Source organism: Acetivibrio mesophilus (genome assembly GCF_004102745.1).
Lineage (GTDB): Bacteria > Bacillota > Clostridia > Acetivibrionales > Acetivibrionaceae > Hungateiclostridium > Hungateiclostridium mesophilum.
This window is the reverse complement of record NZ_RLII01000033.1, coordinates 1-25,505: the sequence shown is the minus strand read 5'-3', so window position 1 is coordinate 25,505 and position 25,505 is coordinate 1. Positions and strand designations below refer to the sequence as shown.

The following is a 25,505-nucleotide window of genomic DNA, read 5'->3' as shown; positions in this document are numbered from 1 at the left end:
GTATTCTCTTTAGTAAGAGCCATAGCGATAACCTCCGTATGTGTTTTGTGGACACAAATATCATACTAGGTTTCTCGCTGTGGTTCTACTTTTTTTGCCCTGTTGCATTTAATTTTACAATGAACCTCTAAAAATAATTTTGCATTTTCCATATCAATAACTTGCAAAATCGAATATTATATATTAAAATAAAGTACATAATATCAGATTATTTTGGAGGGTAAGAAATGGTATTTTCAAATAAGGCGCTTTCGATTAGCCCATCATCTACACTTGCTATAGATGCAAAAGCGAAAAAAATGAGGTCAGAAGGAATTGACATAATTGGATTTGGTGCCGGTGAACCGGATTTTGACACTCCGGATCATATAAAAAAAGCGGCAATAGACGCTATAAATGCGGGCTTTACTAAATATACTCCTGCTTCAGGTACTCTTGAATTGAAGCAGGCTATCTGCAACAAATTCAAAAATGATAATGGTCTTGATTACAAGCCTTCAAATATTGTAATAAGCAACGGTGCCAAGCATTCACTTGTTAATGCTTTTCAGGCGATATGCAATCCCGGTGATGAAGTAATTATCCCAACTCCTGCGTGGGTAAGTTATCCTGAAATGGTTAAAATTACTGATGGAGTACCGGTTTACATCAATTGTAGTGAGGAAGAGGGCTTCAAATTTACATTAGATAAGCTTGAAAAGGCTATTACAGACAAAACCAGAGCAATTGTTATTAACAGCCCGAGCAATCCTACAGGTATGATTTACAGTGAAGAGGAATTAAGAGCAATAGCTGACTTGGCTGTGAGCAAGGGTATATATGTTGTATCGGATGAAATATATGAAAAACTTGTTTATGACGGTTATAAACATGTTAGCATTGCATCCTTCAATGATAAAATAAAAGATCTTACTATAGTTGTTAATGGTGTATCCAAATCGTACTCAATGACAGGTTGGAGAATAGGATATACTGCCAGCAACGAGCAAATTGCAAAAATTATGGGTAATGTACAGAGTCATGCTACATCAAACCCGAATTCAATAGCTCAGAAGGCTGCTTTGGCTGCCCTTGAAGGACCACAGGAAATAATCAGTGAGATGGCAGTTGAGTTTGTGAAGAGAAGAGATTATATGGTTGAAAGGATAAACTCAATTAACGGTATATCCTGCATAAAGCCGAACGGTGCTTTCTATGTAATGATGAACATATCAAAGCTTGTTGGAAAAGAAATAGACGGAATAAAGATATCCGGCTCTGATAGCTTTGCAGATGCTCTCTTGGAAAAAGCAAATGTTGCTTTGGTGCCGGGTTCCGGTTTTGGAACAGACATTCACGTAAGATTATCTTATGCGACTTCCATGGAGAATATTGTAGAAGGTTTAAATAGGATTGAAAAGTTTTTAAGTAAGTAATTTGATTACAGGTATCTTAGCGAGATTCTTTGAGGATCTCGCTTTTTACATGAACAAGGTGACTTTGCTTTCTGCATGGGCAATTTGTCAAACCGGAATCATTATGATATGGTACGTAATATTATATATATAGATTATTCATAGTAAGGAGTTATAGAAGATGAAGGTGAAGAGATTAGCAATTGTAATTATGTTTTTATGTTTGACGTTGTTTGGTGGTTGTACTACAGAGCAAAAAAAAGAGGGTGCAGATCCGAATAATAAGATTGAAGATGCAAAAAAGGAAGATAGTAACAGTTCGGAAAGTGAAAAAACAGAAAATAAGACTGATCAAAACGAGCTTGAATCAAGTGAAGACTTAAAAGAATCATTTACTATCGATATCGGAGATGGAAAACATAGCTTCAAAGTAGTAATGGAAGCACGACCATTTGAAGCAGGCGAAGAAGCGGAATTCTTTGATAGTACACTAAATATCTCAATTTATGATATCAATGATTTATCTTCACCAGTACAAGTCATAGAAGAGCAAACATTTGATTCGCTTTTTAAAGATTATGAAATCGTTGATGCTAATTTTGACGGATATATGGATTTTTGCTATGTTTATAATAGAGGTAACGCTAATTATTATTGTAAGTTTTGGATTTGGGATCCGGAATCTAAAAGTTTTACCGAATCTCCTGACTTAGGTGAAGTATCTATGCCACAATTTAATAATGACTTAAAAGTAGTTAAAGGATATTGGAGGAGTAGTGCTGCATCAAATGAAACAAGGTATTATAAATATATTGATGGAAAGTTGACTTGTGTAAGGTATTTGGAGATGGGAGACCCTGATAGTGAAGGTATGCAAACATTGAGAGTAGAAGACTATGTTGATGGAAAATTAGTTGAAGTCTTTAGAGAGAAAGCATTATTGACAACAGATTACGAAGGTGAAGTATACGACAGATTTTTCTTGTGGTTGGATATAAATTACCATGGAGAATAGAAAAACAAAGAAATAATATCATATCTAAAAGATATAGTAGTTAAACGTGTGGGGCTACAGACAGCTGAAAATGGCTGGATTGTAATTTAGTTAACATAATTATTAATACGAAATGTTTATATTAAGTTTAGAATTGAAGATGGTGAGGATTAATTTAACGTGCCGTATTCTTTGCGATAGATATTGCAGTTTAGGCCAATACTGCATAATAAATGGATTTTAAAGAGATGAATTGGGGGTACGAAATATTGAGATTCGAGGAAATTGACGAAACTAAAATAGATGAACTGGCACAAATGTATGTAGAGACATTTAATGCACCGCCTTGGAATGATAAATGGACTATTGAAACAGCAGCAAAGAGAATAAATCAAATGGTAAACTGTGAAGATTCTTACGGGTTACTTGCTTATGATGGAGCTGAATTATGTGGAATGATTCTAGGTAGTGAAGAGCAATTCTATGACGGAAAAATGTTTAACTTAAAAGAATTCTGTGTTAGAAATGAAAGAAGAAAGCAGGGATTAGGGACAGAAATTTACTCTGAATTTGAAAAACGCTTAAAAGAAAAGCATATAAATAAGATTTTTTTACTTACGCTTAAAGACGAAGGATTAGAGACATTTTATGTAAAGAGAGGTTTTTATAATAATTCGAAAATGATTATGATGGAGAAAGTTATATAGTCTAAGAAAAAAATACCAAAAAGAACAGGGAGATAATGGAAAGAGAATTGAGCGATGTAAAAAATGGAGAAGTACATAAAAACTCAGGGGTTTTACGTCCCTGAGTTTTTATACCTTTTATTACTGGCGTAAATTACAGTCCTAAAAACGCAATTTAAAAAGTATCCAGCGAATATTATTATTATATCGGTAAGCTGCTAATTCTACGAAGTACATATCTTTTTAAAATGGTTAAGTCCGTGGAAGTTATTTTACCGTCTTGGTTTACATCTGCGGCTTCCGGGTTTGGAAGGGTATCTAATCTTCTCAGTATGAACCTCTTCATATACGTAATATCTGTTGAATTAACCTTGTTGTCGTTGTTTAAGTCCCCATACAGGATCGCATCTGAAGGAGTCGGTGTTGCTTTCGATGTTGGAGTCGGTGTCGGAGAAGGCTTAACAACCGTTCCTTCAGGTTCTATTCCTGCAACCTTTACACCATATTCATAAACAGGTATGTATTCCGCCTTCTTTAAATCACTGCTTGTTGACAACCCTTTAAAGGATGGGTCGTTTTCATTGTCCCAGCATCCGCTGTTAGAAGGTGCAACAATCCTCAAAGATGAATCTCTTCTATAGTGATCCTGTCCACCAGGATAGAGGCGATCTCCAGTGTAATCAACTTCTATATAGTATATATTTTTATCTTCGTTCCACAAATGTGGGCCTGACACTTTGCCCCTTGAACCCTGACCCCCCGTTACTGTCACATCGTTGGGGCTATATCCGGCATCAATTACTTCTGTAAGGTCAATAAAATATCTATAGGAAAGTCCCTCTGATACCCTTGCTGGCCATGCTGTTCTGTTGTTAAGCCTTGTTTTAATTTCAACATAGTGTTTGTCACTACTGCTTATGTAGGCTTCAACCATAAATTCATCTTCCGGCTCTTCAATAGCTCTAAACTCTGGTACCGGTCTTTCATCGTATCTGTTATACATTTTGGCCAGTGCACCTACAAAACCTGCATTGTAGTCACAAGCAACCTCGTTGCACTGATAATCGGAGATTTCATCTCTATAACTGCCATCTTCTCCCGGTCCTCCAACCAATGCACCGTACAGCACATGTCTATGGTAATCAGGTACATTCATACTGTCATACCATGAAGCATGGGCAGTTCTGTGGTGAGGATGCTGTGGCCAATTCTCTCCAAAGCCTACTACAAAACTTCTTCCTGTGCTACCCAATGCATAGTCTACTTGTGCCTTTGCAAAATCGTTATATATTTTTGCTTTTTCTGCACTGCAGCCGTCCCAATCTGCATAAATAGCCGCTAGAAATGCTGTGGTAGTAGCATATCTTAACGAACCCCAGTTTTGGAGCCATGCAAGGCCTTTGGGGGTATATTTAATCCTTGAATTATTTACACCCACTGTCCAATAATCCAGATGCCTTTCCATACTTTCCTTGTATATGGGCTTGTCTGTAATTCTTGCTAAAAGAAGCTGTGTTCCATAGCGCACATCATCCCAACAGTGTGCCCACTTGTATGACATTATATCGGTTTGCGGCTCTGTACTCCAAAATTCAATATAGGATTCAGCTTTGTTAAGATAGCTTTCGTCCTCCGTTGCAAGATAAATCCATGTAGCTGCCCATGTAAGCTCATCATAGAATCCACTATGGGATGTGTAGAAATTTGTTGCCGCTGTATAGCCAGCATCACTTCTTGTTTTATCTGCAAAGTCAAATAGTTCTTTTGCATGCTTTAAGCACAGATTCGAATAACTCGGATCGGTATCTCTAAACACTATTGACGCCGCAGCCAAGGCAGCAGCAGTTCCTGCCGATACCGTGGAACCCGGGGAAGAAACATCTACTTTGAACGCAGGCCTTTCCATGTTTATAACTTCAGCAGGTCCCCACCACATGTGGTCGGCCTCTCCGTTTCCAACCTGATAATAGTATACATCCGGTTCAGGATGACATTTGATAAAATAGTCCGTTGCCCATTTAATCTCATCCAAAATATATCCAAGCTGTCCGCTCTTAACGAAGGCTTCTCTTTCCTCATAGACTGCCCACGCCAACATAGCTGCAGAATATGACATGGGAAGGTTGAATTTAACATGATCACCAGCATCAAACCAACCGCCCGTAAGATCAAGTCCCACATCTTTGCCGTCATCCAAGCAGGAATCTGCTCTCCAATTATTCCTTATAGTAGAAGGAAGGTCTCCCGAACGCTGGAATTCATAAAACATTATTGCCTTTTGAAGGGCTTCCCCATAATTATATGAGGGCTCTGCCAATATTGTCGTCCAAGGAGTCAATAGTGCAGTTAGAAATGAAACAACTAAAATAAGGCTAAAAAACTTTTTCATTTTTCCTCTCTCCCCTTTATACAAATCTTTCTTAATAACACATTGGTTCAACGAAGCGAGAGATATATTCTCCGCCCAAAACCAAATAGATATCCGCCACTAAGCGTTTTTCAACATGATGGTTAAAAATACGAAATGAAGTGGAGGATATACTTAGCCTTCTTATATATTAATGCGTCAGGATTTTTGAATTTTATTGGGTAGAGATTATGTTATTCGGTGTTAGATAATAAAAAGTTTCACCTACTGAAATATTATTTGTGAACAGTTTGAAGATTCATGTATAATTATATATTATTTTTATATGGGATATAAACAGTTATTTAAATCAAAATTTCCTCTTAAGGAGTGTATTAATGGAGGTAGAGATTATGGAGTTTAATAAATCTAAAATACTAGAAATTGTAAGAAGGCAATTGGCAATTGATATGAATTGCAATCCGGAGGATTTTATTAATGAGGGTATAGTATTTTGTGAAGCAAAATTAAATCAAGGAAGGAGAATGTTTGACAGGCAATCACCCTTTCTTGAAATTGCAACTATGGGCAAAAGTATAGTAGTTTCGGGAGATAGTGAAATTTTAGCAAAGGTAAAACCGTTATTGGAGAATAAAACAAGAGAAGATATATTTGTAGCACCCTTTATATTCGGACATACCATTTATTATGTTCCTGACTACAGTAGATTAAAAAAGTTACCTATGCCTTCTGGTTTTAGCTATCATATAAAAGAGGGAAATGAGACACATGATTTATATGAGATTCCGGGTTTTGAAAATGCAATCCAATATGACAAAAGTCATCCTAGACCGGATGTAATTGCAGTATATGCAATGTATGATGATGAAATTGTAGCAATGGCAGGAGCATCAGCGGACTGCAATTTGATGTGGCAAATAGGTATAGATGTATTACCGAGATTCAGGAATAGGGGCCTTGCAACAAGTTTGGTAAGCAACCTCGCAATAATGATTATGGAACGGGGGATATTACCTTATTATGGAACTGCCTCGTCGAATATATCATCTCAATCAGTTGCATATAGGAGCGGATTTATTCCAACGTGGATGTGTTCATATAAAAATATTTTTGATGGTAAAGCACCTTATGATAATGACATAAAGATTATTTTTTAGTAATATGACATATGGGGCATTTGAGAAAATGAAATTGCTTGAAAGAAACTAAAGAAAGGATAATAGTTCGATGAATGAGTGGAAGAGTTATGAATGGTTGGTAACTAAAATCTATCATGATCAGATGCATTCGATTGATATTGATGTAAAGTATAACCAAAGAATTAGAGGCGAACTAAGCGATCAATTACGTCAAATTGATATCTTAATTACAGAAAATCGTGATAATAATGAATTCATCACCATTATAGATTGTAAGCACCATAATGGAAAAATAGATATTAAAGGGGTAGAAGAGTTTTTAGGAATGTGCGAGGATGTTGGGGCAAAAAATGGGATTTTAATATCAAAGGAAGGATTTACTTCAGGTGCCATAAGACGAGTACGTCATAGAGATGATATAAAGCTTGAGACTATAGATTGGGAGACCGCTTATCAAAAAGCAGAAGAAGCATATATCTATAATACAATATCCGATTTATGTGATTGCTGTACAAATCCTAAAGATAAGGGTAAATCGATACCGGGAATTATATTATGGGATTTAGGCTGGGGCGTGGAAATTGAAGGAATACTGTATATGTTTGGATTTGGGGAATGCCTAAAGTGCAATGTTAAACATTTATACTGTGACTCTTGTGGGGCTATAAGTCATGTTCATGAAAATAAATATGTTTGTGAATGTTGTGATATGGATTATAGTGCTTTCATAGAAGCGCGATAACTTTATCAACTCTTATGTGTCCTTTCTGCAGTTGCTAAAAAAGACTCTTACCTTAAATAAACTTCTTTTCCATTATTCCCATACTACATTTCTGGAAGTTACAACATATACAACTTTACATCTGTATGTCTATTGAGATAGTCTAACTTTACAGAATCATCTAAAAAGTTACAATTTATAGGCCTTGGTATTCGATAAAAATTTTTCTTGACAAATGAAAAATTCGTCATATAATTAAAACTATAAGTTTACTATAAGTAAACTTATAGTTTAGTAAAACTTGATTCAACTATATCAATCTATTTTTGTATAGGATGTGTATTTATGGAGATTGGGGCAAAAATAAGGAGACTTAGAATCACCAATCAAATGACCCAGGAAGAGTTGGCTGATAGGGCAGAGTTGTCAAAAGGGTTTATCAGCCAGATTGAAAACGATCTTACATCTCCGTCCATTTCTACATTAGTGGATATCTTACAGTGTCTTGGTACGGATTTGAAGGGTTTTTTCAGTGATTCTGAGGATAAGCAAATAGTTTTCAAGCAGAAGGACTATTTCAGTAAAACAGATGATGAGCTGAAAAATACCATAGAATGGGTTGTGCCTAATGCACAGAAGAATGCTATGGAGCCTATCCGTATGACACTTTTGCCGGGAGGTAAGTCCTTAGAGGACCAACCTCACGAAGGAGAAGAATTTGGCTATGTGGTGAAAGGATGTCTTGATGTACACATAGGCAATGAGTGCCATCGGGTTAAAGCAGGTGAGTCGTTCTATTTTGAATCGAATAGGAAACATTATGTAGTAAATGTGGGAAAAAGCGAGGCTCAAGTGATTTGGGTCAGTACGCCCCCATCTTTTTAGGAGGTTGCCGTGGAGAAGAATGTTATTATTAGGTTGGAAAATGTTACTAAAAGTTTTGATGATCAAGTGGTCTTGAATAATTTGACTTTGGATGTGGAAAAGAACGAGTTTCTTACGCTTCTTGGTCCTAGTGGATGCGGTAAGACCACAACTTTAAGACTGATAGGGGGATTTGAAAAACCCGATGAAGGGAGTGTTTGGCATCAAGGTAAAGACATCAGCAATGTGCCTCCCTACAAAAGAAACATCAATACGGTGTTTCAAAAATATGCTCTTTTTCCCCATTTGAATGTGTATGATAACATTGCTTTTGGGCTAAATATAAAAAAGATAGACAAGAGCTTGATTAAAGAAAAGGTGCAGAAAGCTCTAAAACAAGTAAATTTGGTTGGATATGAGAAGCGAAGTATTGAACAACTCTCCGGTGGCCAACAGCAAAGGGTTGCCATTGCCCGCGCAATTGTTAATGAGCCGGAAATTCTATTGCTGGATGAGCCCCTTGGCGCATTGGATTTGAAATTACGTCAAGAAATGCAATATGAATTGAAGACCCTTCAAAAAGAGCTGGGCATTACCTTCGTCTATGTAACCCATGACCAGGAAGAGGCCCTTACAATGAGTGATACGGTAGTGGTTATGAACAACGGAGTTATTCAACAGAAGGGCTCCCCGGAAGATATCTATAATGAACCGGTTAATGCTTTTGTTGCGGACTTTATAGGTGAGAGCAACATTATGGACGGCATTATGAAGCAGGACGGGGTCATTGAGATTTTTGGTCGTATATATGAATGCGTGGACAAGGGTTATGCCATCAATGAGAAGGTGGATGTTGTGGTAAGACCGGAAGATATTAAGCTGTTGGAACCTTCAGAAAATAAATTAAACGGTCAAGTAACCTCCTGTATTTTTAAAGGTGTTCACTACGAGACCTGTGTAATGACAGAAGGTTTTGAATGGGTGATACACAATACGAAGAACTTTAAACCTGGCGAACATGTGAGTATTAATGTAGATCCTTTTGATATCCATATTATGAAAAAGATGGTGGAGGAGAAGGTACATGAATAGAAAGTGGTTGGCTACCCCCTATCTGATTTGGATGGTAATTTTTATTGTGGTTCCTCTAGTGATGGTTTTTTATTATGCCTTTACAGTGAAAGATGTAAATGGGGCCAGGTTTACTTTGGACCATGTTATGAAGACTTTTGACAGCAAGTATATGGTAGCTCTTGGAAAATCCTTTTTGTATGCACTTATATCCACAGTTATTTGCCTGATTTTGGCCTATCCATTGGCTTTGATTTTGGTTAAGCGCAGCAAGGGTGGAGCTGCAATGTTGTTCATTTTCATTTTACCTATGTGGATGAACTTTCTTCTTAGAACCTACGCTTGGCTGTCATTATTGGAGACTAACAACGGGCTTATAAATACAATCTTAAGAGCTCTCCATTTACCGGTGTTAGATATTATCGGAACACCAAAGGCTATTATACTTGGTATGATTTATAACTTTTTGCCTTTTATGGTATTGCCCATCTACAATGCGCTGGCTAAAATAGACAAATCGCTTATGGAGGCGGCATATGATTTGGGTGCTAATGATTTTAAAAGACTATTGAAGGTGACAATTCCGCTTAGTATGCCTGGAGTGATGAGTGGTATAACTATGGTATTTATGCCGGCGGTTACATCTTTTGTCATTCCAAACTTATTGGGCAGCGGTAAAGTTAACTTGATTGGCAATATGATTGAGCAGCAGTTCTTGATGACCTATGACTGGGGATTTGGGGCGGCTCTTTCCCTGGTGTTGATGATTATAATTTTAATCTCCATGGGTGTTATACAAAGAAGTGATGAGGATATGGAAGGTGGTGCAGGATTATGGTAAAAAGAGGTATAGAAAGAATTTATTTAGGATTGATCATGGTTTTCCTTTATGCACCAATATTGACTTTGATAGTCTTTTCCTTCAATGACTCAAAATCAAGAGCTAAGTGGGGCGGCTTTACTTTGAAGTGGTATAAGAATATGCTGCATGATCCTGAGATTTCAAAATCCCTTTATTATACTTTGCTAATCGCGTTGTTGGCATCAGTTATTGCCACTATTATAGGTACTTTGGCAGCTATCGGTATTCATGTAATGAAAAAAAAGACTAAATCGGTGATTTTAAATGTTACCTATCTGCCGGTTTTAAATGCAGATATAGTTACGGGAATTGCTTTTATGTTGTTCTTTGTGGCAATTGGTTTAAGGCTTGGGTTTACATCCATGTTGATTGCCCATATAACGTTTAACATACCCTATGTAATATTAAGCATTTTGCCTAAGTTAAGTTCATTGAATAAATTTACCTATGAAGCAGCACTGGATTTGGGGGCATCACCGATGAAAGCCATAAGGAAGGTTATTATTCCTGAGATTATGCCCAACATCATTACAGGTTTTTTATTGGCATTTACTCTATCCCTTGACGATTTTGTAATTAGCTACTTTACAACTGGTAGTGGTGTGACGAACCTTTCTATTACCATATACACCATGACCCGAAGGGGGATCAAACCTGAAATCAATGCAGTATCTACAGTGCTGTTCTTATCAGTATTGATATTGCTTTTGATAATAAATAAACGTTCTGATAGACATGCAAAGAAGTTAGGAGGAATGAATGTATGAAAAAAATTGTATTAATACTTACTGCGTTAATGCTTGTGTTGACAGGTTGTTCTGGCAATGTAGAGAAGGATCCCAATAAGCCTTTTGCCGGTACAACTATCTACGTCTATAATTGGGGGGACTATATAGCTGAAGACACACTTCAACTATTTACTGAAGCAACAGGTATAAAGGTGATTTATGATCCTTTTGATTCCAACGAAGCAATGTATGCTAAGTACAAATCCGGTGCGGTGAATTACGATGTGTTGATCCCATCCGACTATATGATTGAGAAATTGATTGCTGAAAATGAACTGTTGCCTTTGAATTATGACAATATTCCTAACGTGAAATATATCGACAGCTCATTTAGAAATCTGTCCTATGATCCGGATGATACCTATTCTGTGCCGTATTTTTGGGGGACTCTCGGAATTCTTTACAATACAGAAATGGTGAAAGAAGAAGTTGATTCTTGGGATATTCTGTGGGACAGCAAGTATAGTGGTAAAATCATAATGATGGATTCTGTAAGAGACTCCTTTGCAGTAGCCCTTAAAAGATTGGGATATTCCTTGAACAGCGCCAACAAGGCACAGGTGGATGAGGCTTTGGCTACCTTGGTGGAGCAAGGTCCTTTGGTTCAGGCTTATGTAATGGATCAGGTAAAAGATAAGATGATCGGTGAAGAGGGAGCTTTGGCAGTAATTTACTCCGGAGAAGCTATTTATACTTCTGAGTACAATGAGAACTTGGCTTATGCTGTCCCGAAAGAAGGCACTAATTTTTTTGTTGATGCTATGGTTATACCGAAAACTTCAAAAAACAAAGAAGCTGCAGAGGCCTTTATCAATTTCATGAACGATCCTCAGATTGCCTTTAACAATACTAGGTATGTCGGTTATTCTACACCACATACAGAAGCTAAAGCTATGTTGGATGAAGAAGTGCGCAACGATCCGGCTGCTTATCCTTCACAAGATATTATCGACAAATGTGAAGTCTTTGTGGATCTTGGTCCGGACATGACAGCTTATTATAATGATAAGTGGAATGAATTGAAAGCATCTTTGCGTTAGTGTTTACAGGAAGATGAACAGGATTTCTCGAAAAGAAAAATGAATATAAACCATTTTTCTTTTCGAGAAAAATATATTTTATAGATAAGCTTTTTGGCCGGTATTATCTTTTCTTATTACAAGTACACCTTTCTTAGAATTTTTCCGGATACTTTCATAATAATCGATTTAAAACAGACATAAGTGATGTGTAAAAGTCGCAATATATTTTTCTGATTTATTAGTGTAAAATAAGTGTATAAGAGGCATATCGTGGCTTTGTATAAATACTAAGTTTTTAGTTTGCTGATTTACAGTAAATCTTTAAGAACATAACGTAGTATATATAAGAAAAATGCATTAATTTTTACGATATGTCTGTCAAAATTTTATCAATGGGGGTAATCTATGAATAGTAGAAAAACTATCATTATTCTTGTCATTATTTCTATTTTAATGATGACATCCTGTACAGCGCCAACGAATGAAGCTACGCCACCTATACTTTCTGATAATACAATTTTAAGACCTGAGTTTAATTTAAAGGATGTAACTTTCAATGCGGGAACAGCTTTTTCTATAGAACTAGAAGATGAAAATGTATCTTTGGCTTTGCCTGATGCAACGAATATCAGTTTAAATACTTGGGGCTAAAAAACATTTGAAAAATACATCATTATAGGGCGTAAGACTTTTGGAAAAGGTGTTAGCCAGGATGTGTATTATGACGCAGAAGAAGAGTTTTCGGTGTGCCTTGTGAGTTTGAAAAAGAAGAAAACGTAATGGGAAGCGGTATAACACCGGATATAGCTATTGAGAATGACTCCGATTATATGAGGAAAATTGAAAAATTGTTATAGAAAATCACGAATATCTATCCAGACACTTGAAAGTGTAGGCAAAAGGAGGCAATTAGTAATAGATAAGAATTGCGATTAAGAAGTTTTTATGATTATGGACTAAAGCTTTTCTCTATGCTAAAATATACGGATACGGTAGAAAGAGAGAGGTTTTTGGAATGGAGAAAGCATCCTATTTAAGCAATATTTTTGCAAAATTCAAGAGAACGTTCATAGGTGACAGGGAATTCTACAAGACGGTGATGGTGCTTGTAATACCGATTATTATTCAAAATTCTATTTCCAATTTTGTTAACCTGCTTGACAATATTATGGTTGGACAGGTGGGAACAGCTGAAATGTCCGGTGTGGCAATTGCAAACCAGCTTATCTTTGTATTCAATCTTACGGTGTTCGGAGGTTTGGCTGGTGCCGGCATTTTTGGTGCCCAGTTTTTTGGCGCCGGCGATAATGAAGGCCTCAGGCATACATTCAGATATAAGCTATGGGCATCTGTTGTGATATTCGCAGTTGCACTGACAGTTTTTTTATCTGGCGGAGATTCACTAATTTCTCTGTTTCTAAAGGGAGATGGAGATCCGTTGGAAGCTGCGGCAATGCTGGAGCACGGACGTGCCTATCTTAGGATAATGCTGTGGGGACTTCTGCCTTTCATATTGTCACAGGTATACGGAAGTACCCTCCGTGAAACCGGTGAGACAATGTTGCCGATGAAAGCGAGTATAGTTGCAGTGTTAACGAACCTGTGCTTTAACTATGTGCTGATATTCGGTAAACTGGGCTTCCCCAAGCTGGGAGTTGAAGGTGCTGCTATTGCAACGGTCATATCCCGCTATGTGGAGCTGGTGATTATAGTAGTATATACCCACAGGCATACGGCACGCTTCGGGTTCGTGGTGGGGCTTTACCGTTCTATGAGAGTTCCGAGGGGACTTGCGCTAACAATATCCCAAAAGGGTATGCCGCTATTGGTAAATGAGCTTATGTGGTCGATTGGAGTATCAACATTGACTCAGATATTCTCAACATATGAGCTCAATGTCGTTGCAGCTCTCAATATATCGAATACTATAACAAACCTGTTTAATGTAGTATTCATATCGATGGGAACGGCAGTTGCTGTCATGGTTGGGCAAGCTCTTGGATCTGGGGACATGTCTCGTGCGAAAGAATATTCATGGAAATTGATTTTTTTCAGTGTATGTACCTGCATTGTGATAGGAACTATACTCGTGGTCGTAGCTCCTGTAATATCGCAAATATATAATACTACGGAATATGTGCGGAGCCTTGCAGTCCATTTTATGAGGATAAGTGCCCTTTATATGCCGATTTTTGCTATATCGCACTGTACCTATTTTACTATACGTTCGGGAGGCAAGACGTTTATTACCTTTGTTTTTGACAGTGTATACACATGGGTCATAATTGTCCCTTTGGCTTATTTGATTGCCAAATATGCAAATTTTAGTATTTATACAGCCTATCCGGTATGTTATCTTCCTGATGTTTTCAAAAGCGTGATTGGGGTGTATATCATAAAGAAAGGCAAGTGGGCCCAGAATATCGTAGCCAAACAGCAGCGGGCCTGAAAAAACAATGTGCACCATTTTCAAATAAGGATTTTAGTTTAGAATGGTTAACTAATTTGGTTACAATACCCTATGGGTTTGGAAGTGGAGGCATAAAAAACAGTGGAGTTTTTGAACTGTGACAAATTTCGTAATCCATGTTGGAGGATTTTGAGAATGTCTGTATAGATTTTTGAAAGGCTAGATGCATCATGGATTTGAATTGTATATGTAATTTTATGGGACTTATAAATGTAAAGCTTAGTATTGTGTTGTTGACTAGGAAAAGAATTAAATGTGGGGTGAAAATATGCTTGAATTATGTATTTATTTAAAAAGTGTGAGTGATGATGGAATTAAGAAATGGGAAGAAAGGTTTCTTGATGCAAAAATGAAGGTAAATATTCATCCGGATTTTTCTTTTTCTAATCAATTTGGTTTTCTGCCTTTTAAAATACATTTTGATGAACCGACTATAGGTCTTCTTAGAGATAAAGATTGGAGTTCAGGTTTTGAATCCTCTATAATGCCTAGTCAGTGGAAGTTACATGAGTTTGAAAAATGGATGTGAGCGTATCTGTTTGTAGCGTCACGTAGAAGTGGAATTTACTTTCGATGAAAACAGTTTTAGTGAAGAAGATTTGGAGCTTTTTCACTAATGTTAATTATTTTCGCAACTGATCCATGATATTAATACTTGTGCCATAGTGTCGCTAGGAGAGCCTTTGGTGTCATCTTTTTAAGATAGCAAACAGTAAGAATGCATTATTATGATTTCTATAATTAAGGCGATGACGAAAATAGTAAAGTGATTATGTTGACAAGAGTTAGAAAAGTTCTTAAAATATTAATATAAGAATTCAAATACAGAATTAAAGTTTAATAATTAAAGGATAAGAGTTTCAAGTTTCTATTTGGAGTTTTGTTGTTTGTAGGGATGTTAATGTTAATGAAGGCAAAATAACAGTCTTTGAGACCAGTTATCTTTGCTTTTTTTATTAATGGGGGGAAATAATGTGAATAAAAAAAGGTTTAAAGCAATTCTGGCAAGTCTTCAAATTCTAGTTTTTTCTATTGTACAAGCTTCGCAGGTGTTGGCAGTTCATGGAGCAATAGAGCAAAAAAACGTTTTATCTGCTATGAATCCAACGGTGGAAATAAGCGAAGACAATATAGAAATCTATAGCTCTAACAATAATGTAAAAAAGACTGTTTCTATAGCAGTAGGAGGAAGTCACAGCCTATTAGTTGGAAATGACGGTATTGTATGGGCATGGGGTGACAACTCTTATGGGCAATTGGGAAACGGAACAACTACATATTGTACAACAAAAAGGCAAGCTGAGAATCTTGAAAATGTAGTTGCTGTATCAGCAGGAAATATTCATAGTCTAGCCCTTAAAAATGACGGAACGGTATGGACATGGGGAGGTCATGAATATGATTTTGTACCTTTTCAGCTTACTGGATTAAACGATATTACAGAAATATCAGCAGGAGATATTCATAATCTGGCATTAAAAAGTGATGGAACAGTATGGGGATGGGGCAACAATTCTTATGGGCAATTGGGTGACAACGACACAACTGAGATTGATCAGCCAATACAGCTTGACGGATTAAGTGATGTTATTGGTATATCGGCGGGATATAGCCATAGTCTGTTTCTGAAAAGCGATGGAACAGTATGGGCGTTGGGCGATAATTCCTATGGGCAGCTAGGAGATGGCACTTTCACAGATAGCAGTATACCGGTTATGGTTACAGGACTTTCGGACGTTGTGAGCATATCAGCAGGGGAAGATTATAATCTGGCATTAAAAAGTGATGGAACAGTATGGTCCTGGGGGGACAACACTACTTGCCAGCTTGGAGTTAAAACATATCCTGAGTGGTATGATCCGAGTGTACCGATTTCTACCGGTAACACATTTGAGCCTAGTGCAGTGCCATTGCTGATAGATGGATTAAGCGATGTAAAAGAAATAGTGAGTGGGAATTACCAAGGCTTTGTATTAAAAAGTGATGGAACTGTATGGACATGGGGCGGATACTATGGAGATCTTGCACTTAGAGGTGACATTGAAATATTGCAGGTGGAAGGAATAAGTGATATTACACAGTTGGCAGCAGGAGCTAATCATGTTTTGGCCATGAAAAGTGATGAAACAGTTTGGGCTTGGGGAGATAACTACTATGGTCAACTTGGAGATGGAACTACAGAATATAAAGATACGCCTGTACTCTCTAAAGACTTAGTTCCTCCAACAGCACCGACAAATATTACAGCTTTTGTAGGTGAAGATGGTGTTGTTTTGGAGTGGGAATCCTCTACTGATGAAGGGGAGATAGGCGGTTATGAAATATATCGCGATAATATAAAGATAGGCACAACCTCAGATACTACATATACTGACACTGATATAAAGGATGTGGCAAATTATCACAAATACACGGTAAAATGCTATGATACTTCCGGAAATATATCAGAAGGCGCAGTTACTATAATAAATGATAAGGAAGTACCATCAGTTCCACTTAATTTAAGAGTAATTCAAACGACAACAAAGATTGTAATTGAATGGGAGCCTTCCACAGATAATAGCTGGGTAGCGGGATATGTTGTTTTCAGAGATGGAGAAGAAGTTGGATATACAGATAGCACCAACTTTACTGAGTTAAATCTGCCTCATAATTCAACGTATACTTATACAGTGAAAGCCTATGATAGCTCTGACAACTATTCAGAAGCCAGCAGCCCACTTGTTGTAGAAACAGAAACAATAAAATCTGTTGCTTTGGCAGCCCACTATAACCATAGCCTACAGGTTAAAGATGATGGTACAGTATGGGCCTGGGGATATAACAACTATGGCCAACTTGGAGATGGCACAACTATAAAACGTCTTGCTGCTGTACAGGTAAAAAATTTAAAAGATATAGTAGCTGTAGCTGCTGGAGAACAGTTTAGTCTTGCATTAAAAAATGATGGAACAGTATGGGTCTGGGGATATAATGGCTATGGGCAATTGGGAGATGGAACGTATAATAATAGAACCCAGCCGGTAAGGAACTATGAACTAAGTGATATTATCAGTATTGAAGCCGGGATAAATCATGCCATTGCATTAGAAAGCGATGGAACAGTATGGACTTGGGGTTCTAACGGATATGGACAACTTGGAAAAGGCAACTTCTATAGCTATAGTTATCCGAGCAAAGTTGTTGAATTGGATAATGTTATTGACGTAAGTGCAGGAGCAAATTTTAGTGTAGCATTGAAGAACGATGGTACTGTATGGGCGTGGGGCTCAAACAGCAGTGGACAGATTGGTGAAGGAACAACAAAATCCAATGAGAACATACCTGTGAAAATAAATGGGTTAACGGATATTATCGATGTAAAAGCCGGAAATGATCATGTTTTGGCCCTGAAGAGCGATGGAACAGTATGGGCTTGGGGAGGCAATGGATCCGGTCAGTTGGGAAATGAAACAAGAGTTAGTTCAAAGGTGCCGGTTCAGGTTAAAGGATTAGTTGATGTTGTAGACATTGGAGCAGGAAATGGCAGCAGCATCGCATTAAAAAACGATGGAACAGTTTGGACTTGGGGCGCAAACGGATATGGTCAGTTGGGAGATGGAAGTAATACAGCAAGGCTTTCCCCAGTTCAGGTTGAGGGATTAAGTGATGTTGTTGATGTAGTAATGGGGTCATATCATAGTCTTGCCCAAAAAATTGATGGAACAGTATGGGCATGGGGAAATAATAGCGGTGGAAGACTTGGAGATGAAACTGAAACAGACAGAAAGAAACCGGTATTATCTAGAGATATTACTCCTCCATCCATTCCAGCTAATATCTCGGTTGCAAAATCTTATGACAAATTGGTGCTTACATGGGATGCATCTACTGATGTAGTTGGAGTTGCAGGATATGAAATATATAGGGATGAGACAAAAATTGCTGTGACAACAGCTACTACATATACTGATAGCGACTTGAGTGAAATTAACAAGACCCATGTATATTATGTAAAAGCCTTCGACACCGCAGGAAATATATCAGAAGCAGCAAAAGTAGTTGTAAACGATGATGAAGCTCCATCTAAACCTTCAAATGTAAAGGCCATTTCCAATTCGCCTACAACAGTTTCGTTGGAATGGGAGCCTTCTACTGATAATGTCTTAGTGGCAGGCTATGAGATATACCGCGATGGCAAGAAAATAGGAACTTCTAAGGAATCAAAATATACTGATAAAGAGATACCTCACAATGAAACTTATACATATACTGTAAAAGCCTTTGACGAATCGGATAACTATTCGCTTGAGAGTGATATTCAAACTGTAACCACTGGCATTTTAACAACTGTTCCTATAGCAGCTGGAGATTATCACAGTTTACAAATAAGAAGTGACGGAACGGTATGGGCATGTGGCTATAATTATTATGGCGAATTGGGAGATGGGACAAAGGTAAAAAGAATAGAAGCAGTACAGGTTAAAGATTTGGAGAATATTGTAGCTGTAAGTGCAGGTAATAGCTATAGCGTTGCATTAATGAATAATGGAACGGTATGGACCTGGGGTTACGGAGAAAACAGACAATTAGGGAATGGAACAAGGACCAATAGCTCTACACCTGTTAAAGTTAAAGGCCTAAATGATGTTGTTGCTATAAAAGCAGGAAATAGTCATACTTTAGCCCTAAAGGGTGATGGAACGGTATGGGCATGGGGCTCTAATTACTATGGAGAGTTGGGAAACGGAACAACAAATGAAATTGCTGAGCCTGTACAAGTCAGTGGGCTGAACAATATTATTGCTATATCAGCAGGATACGGCTTCAATTTGGCGTTAAAAGATGATGGAACAGTATATGCATGGGGATATAACTATTATGGTCAGCTAGGTGATGGAACAAATAATAATAGTTTGATACCTATTAAAGTCAATGGGCTGTCTGATGTGAAAAATATATTTGCAAGTAGATATAATAGTATTGTTCTAAAAAGTGACGGAACAGTATGGGCCTGGGGCTCTAATAGTTATGGTCTGCTTGGGTATGGAACCATTAATGAGATTAGCTATGTTCCTGTTCAAGTCAAAGATTTGAGTGATGTAAATGCGATAGTATCGAAGTATGGTCATAATCTTGCTCTAAAAAATGATGGTACAGTATGGGCCTGGGGATATAATTCAAACGGTCAATTGGGCAATGATACTCTTATTAATAGTTATGTTCCGGTTAAGGTCAAAGCACTGTATTAGATAAGTCAGCGGGTACAGGAATTCCAGGTGCCGAGGTTGTAGTAAGAATGTCGGACGGTACCGATAAAGTTCTTGTTACTGATGAAAACGGTTTGGCAAATTTCATTATCCATTCTTTAGAGAATGAGCAATCAGGCGGTGTGACAGCATATGCCTTTAGAAACGGCTATACACCAGCATCTACGGAATTGGCCTCACTAAAAGTTGGTGAAGAAAATACAATTGTTGTTAGAATGCAAAAGGGAAATGTTGTTGAAGGAAATCTTTCAGTTAAGAGAATGACTCTTGAGGAAGTGAAAGCAGCAGGAATAGATGTTACTGCTCCGGAAAACCAATATGTATACAGCTTTAACATTCATTTGGGTTATAAATTAATTTGTAATAATAACGGTCAAATATATGTTGATAATAAACCAAAAGATTATGTAACTTATAAAATTACCGAAAGTGATTCTTCAACTAAAAGTGTATATGTATATACCGTTCCGTCAAAAGATCCAAAACAGCCTCCGAATGTGGTATATATTGAATTACCGGGAGATATTAAGACCCTAAAGGAATTCTTCATGGTAAATCTTGTGGTTAAAAACCTTTCAGAAAGTGAAGATATTGTATTGGAAGGTGCAACATCAACGCTTAATATACCTTCCGGGTTAACCCTTGTAAACGGAGAGAGAACTCAAAAGCTTAATCCTGAGAATATACCCGGTGGTAGCAGTGCAAATACATCTTGGATTTTACGCGGCGACAACACTGGAATATATACGATAAGTGCTAATTTCGAAGGAATTTTACAACCGTTCAACGAAATTATTGAAGCTGTGTTTAGTTGTTCAGAACCTATTGTAGTTGAAGGCAACAAAAAGGCTAAGGTAATTGTTGAGGCTGAGAAATTAAAGAAGCGAGGAGATATAATATTATACAGAGTTGGGTTCCAAAATGGAAGAAAAGCGGAAATGGACAGCCCTCAAATAAACATGAGAGACTCTGTATATATAAGAAGCTACAAGACAGACAGTGAAAGAAATCTTGTAGGAACATCCTCGAAGGTATTAAAGAGTGGAGAAATATTCTGGTCAGAATATTATATCGATCCGGTGGAGTTTGGAGATTGGAAATATGTTATGCGTAAATTAAGCGAATATACCTCGGAAGCTTTGAACGGAACCGATATACCCATTGAAATTATACCGGTGGACTATGGAACTTTTGGAAGAGTTAAACCTGAAATTTATATCATAGACCCTAAAACAGGAAGAGAGACACTAACTACTCATTTGGATTTGGTTAAATATCGTTCTAAGGCTTTGGAATCAAGATGAATCAAAAGCTTTTGCAGGAGCTACTGTAAGAGTAGGTTCCGATTCTAATATATGTGTAACCGACAGTAGTGGAAGATTTACATTTAAAGATATCATATTTGATGACAATAAAGTAATTGTAAAGGCACCGGGATATCCTGATAAGGTTATGACTGCGAACTTATATGATGGATTGTATTTACCAATAAATATGAAAAAAACACCGGAAGTAACTAAAGTGGTATCATGGTGTTCTGATAGTAGTAATATCAGGAGCTCTATACTTCCATTGAATTTTGTGGATAATGATTATATTGTTTTTACAGTATATGCAGATTTAAAGGGAGCTAGTGAAATTAAGGAGTATCTCTGGAGGATAGTTGATAAACAAGGAAATATAAAATATGAAGGCACTAGTAAATACGACACCGTAAAAATTGAAGCAATTAAAAGCAAGATGGCTGTTGGAGACAGAATAAAGTTTGCAATAAGAACCGAAGGTGAATATGGCAATTTTGTGTCTGACTATGTAGACGCAAAATTGGTTTTAGCTCCCGAATTGAAACTCTTAAATGATATCGCATGGGCTAGTTCAATAAAAAATGACATGTTCCCTCATGAGGTTGATATGGAAGGCCTTGATGGAAGTGTTGAGTTTTTTACAGGTTCAGACACTTCAATAGATTTGCCGGAAGATAGCGGAGCATTTAAATCATTAAAAATTATTCCTTCTTTCCTACATTTTGATCTAGATGCGGATTACGACTTTAAGAATGCTAGATTGAAAGTGAATACTACTACCGGAAAAGATGATACCGGTTTTTCAGGGGAGTTATTTACTTTAGATGCCGGAAAAGGAGAAAAGGAAGGAAACCTTATAGCTAGACCAAAATCAAAGACAAAGGTATCTATAAATATTGTATATAATGATGTTTCGTTAAGATGGGAACTGGAGTCCATGGACATACACTACGAAAATGAAGTAACAATAAAACTTGAATTTAAGTATTCAGTTCCTTTAGATGCTTATTTTGGTGGAGCGCTGCTTTCCGGATATGCTTATGTTGAAATTGAGGGCGGTATTAAATTTATTGTAGATGTAAGTATTCCGGATGTCTCAAAGCTAGACAGCTTAGAGGATTTGATAGCTAAGATACAAGCAGATATATGGCTGTCTATAAAGAGTGCTATTGGAGCTGAAGTTGGATATGGACTTCTTTCAGCAGATCTTTATGCAAAGGGACAATTGGATATCAATCTTCCTTCTTGGAAAACAACAATTACATTATCCTATGGATATGATTACGGATACCTTTGGTTTTTCTCAGAGGAAGAGAGCATAGGAGAAAAAACATGGATACTATATAATGGCAAAAAGCAAAAGGACTTATTGAGAATGTTGTCTATTTTTAGCGGTACCGATACTGAGCTGATTTTAGACAGTGAAGAGAATAACGGAGAGATTATCTTTAAGAGTGCACCTCGTGATTATTTAGATAATCAGAAATGGATAGGAAAAGATGAGATAATTAATGATACTTATCCTGATTCCGATGCCCAGATAGCTGCAATAGATAAAGAAATTGGCGAGCTGATGATGATATTTATAGGAGATGACAGCGATAGGAGTGACAACAATAGAACAGCAATTTCATCTTCTATATATAAGAACGGTACATGGTCTGAACCTGTGCAGATTGAGGATGACGGTACAGGTGATGCTTTCCCTGACATTGCAGTAGACGGCAAAGATATTTATGCAGTATGGCTTGATATGACAGAAGAGATTGGGGAAACATCTGGCATGACAGAGGATGATATTACTAAAAACATTTTGAGCAAAATGGGTATTACTATAGCACAGTATAATGCAGCAGCGAATAGTTGGAACAAAGTATTATCTAAAAAGACAGAAGGTGCAAATAAGCTGCCTAAGATTTCCGCAAAAGACGGTAAAGTATTGGCAACATGGGTAAACAACAGTGGTAGAAAAGCAATTGGGAACGAGCTTTCTCCTGACAATTTATATTATGTATACAACAATGGTGGTGGCTGGACAGAGCCTAAGGCTTTCCTAACTGATGTTTCAAATGTATATGAAAGTGATTTGTATTTATCCGGCGATAAAGCATATTATGTTTTTGTTACAGATGCTTACTCTGAGGACGGACTTTATAAGCTTTACGTTACAAGCTTTGATGGAGAGAATTGGTCAGTACCTAAAGAGGTGTTGGACAACATGTATGCAGACCGTCATCCTTCAATAGCTGTTGAAAACGGTGAACCGGTAGTGTTCTGGCAAAACAATAATGTAATATATAAGACTTCTTTGAAAACGCCGGGTAAAGCTCAAATAGTAGTTAATTCAGAACAGGCTGAAGACATTTTAGAGCTTAGTGCGACAAATACTGATGACGGTTTGGTTTTAGCATGGACAAAGGCAAGCGCAGGAGAACAAAGAGTTTATGTAAGTACCTATGAACAGTCAAGTTCGACTTGGACGAAAGGTACAGAGATAAATATGAACTCTATGGAGACACCTAAAAATCTTACTATAGCAGGTTTGGAAGACTCAGTTATGCTTGTATATAATAAAGCCATATATAAGCTTAATGAAGAAAACGCATATTATAAAGCCAGTACTTCATTGACCTCAACTGTATATGTACGTAATGTTGATGTGGCTATTGCAAAGGATGGTCTATATTTTGAAGAGGGTAATCCTTATCCCGGTGATAAAACGACTGTAATATCTGTCGTTGAAAATGTAGGAGACTTAAGTACTAAGGGTATGAAAGTTTCTCTATATGAGGGTGAAAAGTTAATAGAGCAAAAAGAGTTGCCGGAATTACAATTAAGCAGTGGAGAACAATCCTTGATAAGCTTCGACTGGGTAGTGCCTAGCGATTCTACAGGATTTACTCTTAAAGCAGTTGTGGAAGCTAAAAATGATAGCAATGCTTCAAATAACACAGCACAATTGGAACAATCTTATACCGATTTAGAGATAGCCGGAGTCTATAATGAGCTTTATACAGAAAACACAGGTTTTGTCTATGTTGATGTGAAGAACATTGGATATAGCAGCACAAAAGATGCAAAAGTGTATTTGGCAACCGATAAGGAGTTTAAAAATATAATCGATACTAAAGAAATTGATAACTTGGATATCTTTTCTGAAAAGAGGGTAGTATTTGACCTTGAAGTAAGTGATGAACAGATATCAAGTAGAGCAAGAATTTATGCTAAAGTTGAAGTGGAACAAAGTGAGATAAATAAGCTAAATAATAGTGATTTTACTGTTATAAGGCCAAGTGAAGCAAACTATAGAGTTGTAAATCCAGGAGAAGGAGAACCGGGAACTGAAGACCCAGGAACAGGAGATCCGGGAACGGAAGAGCCAGGAACAGGGGATCCAGGAACGGGCGACCCGGGAACAGACGACCCAGGAACAGGGGAACCAGGAACGGGAGAGCCAGGAACAGGGGAACCAGGAACAGGAGATCCAGAAACGGAAGATCCGGGAACGGGAGAACCGGGAACAGGAGAACCGGGAACGGGAGAACCGGGAACGGGAGAGCCAGGAACAGGAGGAAATCCAGGAGGTGGAGACTCAGGAGGAGGAAACCCAGGAGGCGGAAATCCAAATGATCCAAAGGAACCGGACGATACAAGCAATACTGTAACTGATCCGGCTCAACCAAGCAATCCTGGGACTAATCCAACTGAACCAAGTAATCCAGTGACTGACCCAACAACTGATATACCTACATCAGGAAAGAACAATAAAGCATATATTAGAGGATATAGTGACAATACATTTAGACCGGAGCAAAGCATTACCAGAGCTGAAATGGCTGTAATACTTGCAAATTTGGATGGAGCTTCAAAGGATAATCAGACAGGTATTGAGTTTAAGGATGTTCCAAAAGAACATTGGGCAGCATGGGCGATAGCTTATGTAGCTGAAAAAGGATACTTTAAGGGATATGAGGATGGAACATACAAACCTGATCGATATATTACGAGAGCCGAGCTTTGTGTAGTCCTTGGAAACTACATGAAAATGGATTTGGCAAGTGTAGATGAAAATGAACTCATGGACATTAAAGGGCATTGGGCACAGAATTACATAAACACGCTCATATCAAAGGGCTATGTAAAAGGTTATCCTGATGGTACCTTTAGACCTAATAACAATATTAAACGTTCTGAATGTGTTACACTTATAAACAGAGTGTTGGGCATTGAAGCAGTATCGAATGCAGAACCTTATTTCACGGACGTTGATAAGAGTTACTGGGCCTTTGGAGATATAATGGCCGCTATACTTAACAACTGATAAAAGTAAAAAATATCCTGCTGATAATTGTAGTGATTAACAGCAGGATATTTTATTCTACCCACAATTTTGTACCATAACATGGGCTGGTGTAAGTCCTAATTATAGAAACTGTCTTCAAATGCGGTAATGTAAATAATTTTGTGTATTGGAATTTTTACAATCCTTCTTAGCAAGAAATTTTGAATTTTTGAAGTTTACAGAATGTTACCTTAAATCATTTCTTCATTATATATTATTGCCAGTTTTGCC

Annotated in this window: 17 protein-coding genes; 16 read left to right on the top strand and 1 reads right to left on the bottom strand. The window is 37.4% G+C overall.

Annotation, left to right across the window (positions count from 1 at the left end):
- Window positions 1–227: 227 nt before the first annotated feature.
- The 3 genes from EFD62_RS15515 (at window position 228) to EFD62_RS15505 (ending at window position 3,095) form a co-directional block, all read left to right on the top strand.
- On the top strand, window positions 228–1,415 hold the full coding sequence (locus EFD62_RS15515) for a pyridoxal phosphate-dependent aminotransferase (RefSeq protein ID WP_128706430.1): 1,188 nt from the start codon (window positions 228–230) through the stop codon (window positions 1,413–1,415).
- A gap of 160 nt (window positions 1,416–1,575) precedes the next feature.
- The gene (locus tag EFD62_RS15510; protein WP_069193722.1) at window positions 1,576–2,409 is read left to right on the top strand and encodes an XAC2610-related protein; all 834 of its coding nucleotides are present in this window, start codon (window positions 1,576–1,578) and stop codon (window positions 2,407–2,409) included.
- Between the two features lie 248 nt (window positions 2,410–2,657).
- Entirely contained in the window at window positions 2,658–3,095 is a 438-nt protein-coding gene (locus EFD62_RS15505) for a GNAT family N-acetyltransferase (RefSeq protein WP_069193723.1), read from the top strand.
- 181 nt (window positions 3,096–3,276) lie between these two features.
- On the opposite strand, the gene EFD62_RS15500 is transcribed toward EFD62_RS15505, so the two are convergent.
- Window positions 3,277–5,463 (bottom strand): glycoside hydrolase family 9 protein, encoded by a 2,187-nt coding sequence (locus EFD62_RS15500; RefSeq protein ID WP_069193724.1) that lies wholly within the window; start codon window positions 5,461–5,463, stop codon window positions 3,277–3,279.
- 371 nt (window positions 5,464–5,834) lie between these two features.
- Between EFD62_RS15500 and EFD62_RS15495 the strand changes: the two genes are divergently transcribed.
- From EFD62_RS15495 to EFD62_RS15435, 13 genes are all read left to right on the top strand, one after another.
- The gene (locus EFD62_RS15495; RefSeq protein WP_069196255.1) at window positions 5,835–6,599 is read left to right on the top strand and encodes a GNAT family N-acetyltransferase; all 765 of its coding nucleotides are present in this window, start codon (window positions 5,835–5,837) and stop codon (window positions 6,597–6,599) included.
- A gap of 70 nt (window positions 6,600–6,669) precedes the next feature.
- Window positions 6,670–7,323, top strand: coding sequence for a restriction endonuclease (locus EFD62_RS15490; protein ID WP_128706429.1), 654 nt, complete (start codon window positions 6,670–6,672; stop codon window positions 7,321–7,323).
- A 324-nt stretch (window positions 7,324–7,647) separates the two neighbouring features.
- A complete protein-coding gene (locus EFD62_RS15485) occupies window positions 7,648–8,187 on the top strand; it encodes a helix-turn-helix domain-containing protein (RefSeq protein ID WP_069193725.1) in 540 nt (179 codons plus the stop codon).
- A gap of 9 nt (window positions 8,188–8,196) precedes the next feature.
- Complete coding sequence (potA, locus tag EFD62_RS15480; RefSeq protein WP_069193726.1) at window positions 8,197–9,258, top strand: spermidine/putrescine ABC transporter ATP-binding protein; 1,062 nt, start codon at window positions 8,197–8,199, stop codon at window positions 9,256–9,258.
- Window positions 9,251–10,078: an ABC transporter permease gene (locus tag EFD62_RS15475; RefSeq protein ID WP_069193727.1), complete on the top strand. Its 828-nt coding sequence runs from the start codon at window positions 9,251–9,253 to the stop codon at window positions 10,076–10,078. The genes potA and EFD62_RS15475 overlap by 8 nt, the downstream gene beginning before the upstream one ends.
- Window positions 10,072–10,866 (top strand): ABC transporter permease, encoded by a 795-nt coding sequence (locus tag EFD62_RS15470; RefSeq protein WP_128706428.1) that lies wholly within the window; start codon window positions 10,072–10,074, stop codon window positions 10,864–10,866. Before EFD62_RS15475 ends, EFD62_RS15470 begins: the two co-directional genes overlap by 7 nt.
- Entirely contained in the window at window positions 10,863–11,927 is a 1,065-nt protein-coding gene (locus tag EFD62_RS15465) for an ABC transporter substrate-binding protein (RefSeq protein ID WP_128706427.1), read from the top strand. Before EFD62_RS15470 ends, EFD62_RS15465 begins: the two co-directional genes overlap by 4 nt.
- Window positions 11,928–12,314: 387 nt before the next feature.
- Window positions 12,315–12,560, top strand: coding sequence for a hypothetical protein (locus tag EFD62_RS15460; RefSeq protein ID WP_128706426.1), 246 nt, complete (start codon window positions 12,315–12,317; stop codon window positions 12,558–12,560).
- Between the two features lie 364 nt (window positions 12,561–12,924).
- Window positions 12,925–14,358: an MATE family efflux transporter gene (locus tag EFD62_RS15455; RefSeq protein WP_128706425.1), complete on the top strand. Its 1,434-nt coding sequence runs from the start codon at window positions 12,925–12,927 to the stop codon at window positions 14,356–14,358.
- Between the two features lie 289 nt (window positions 14,359–14,647).
- Window positions 14,648–14,908, top strand: a complete 261-nt coding sequence (locus EFD62_RS15450) for a hypothetical protein (protein ID WP_162302525.1) — start codon at window positions 14,648–14,650, stop codon at window positions 14,906–14,908.
- A 445-nt stretch (window positions 14,909–15,353) separates the two neighbouring features.
- Window positions 15,354–19,610 (top strand): RCC1 domain-containing protein, encoded by a 4,257-nt coding sequence (locus tag EFD62_RS15445; protein ID WP_069193733.1) that lies wholly within the window; start codon window positions 15,354–15,356, stop codon window positions 19,608–19,610.
- Between the two features lie 47 nt (window positions 19,611–19,657).
- Complete coding sequence (locus tag EFD62_RS15440; RefSeq protein WP_128706423.1) at window positions 19,658–20,932, top strand: hypothetical protein; 1,275 nt, start codon at window positions 19,658–19,660, stop codon at window positions 20,930–20,932.
- A gap of 148 nt (window positions 20,933–21,080) precedes the next feature.
- Window positions 21,081–25,253 carry an S-layer homology domain-containing protein gene (locus EFD62_RS15435; protein WP_128706422.1) on the top strand — a complete coding sequence of 1,391 codons (4,173 nt, stop codon included), beginning with the start codon at window positions 21,081–21,083 and terminating at the stop codon, window positions 25,251–25,253.
- Window positions 25,254–25,505 lie beyond the last annotated feature (252 nt).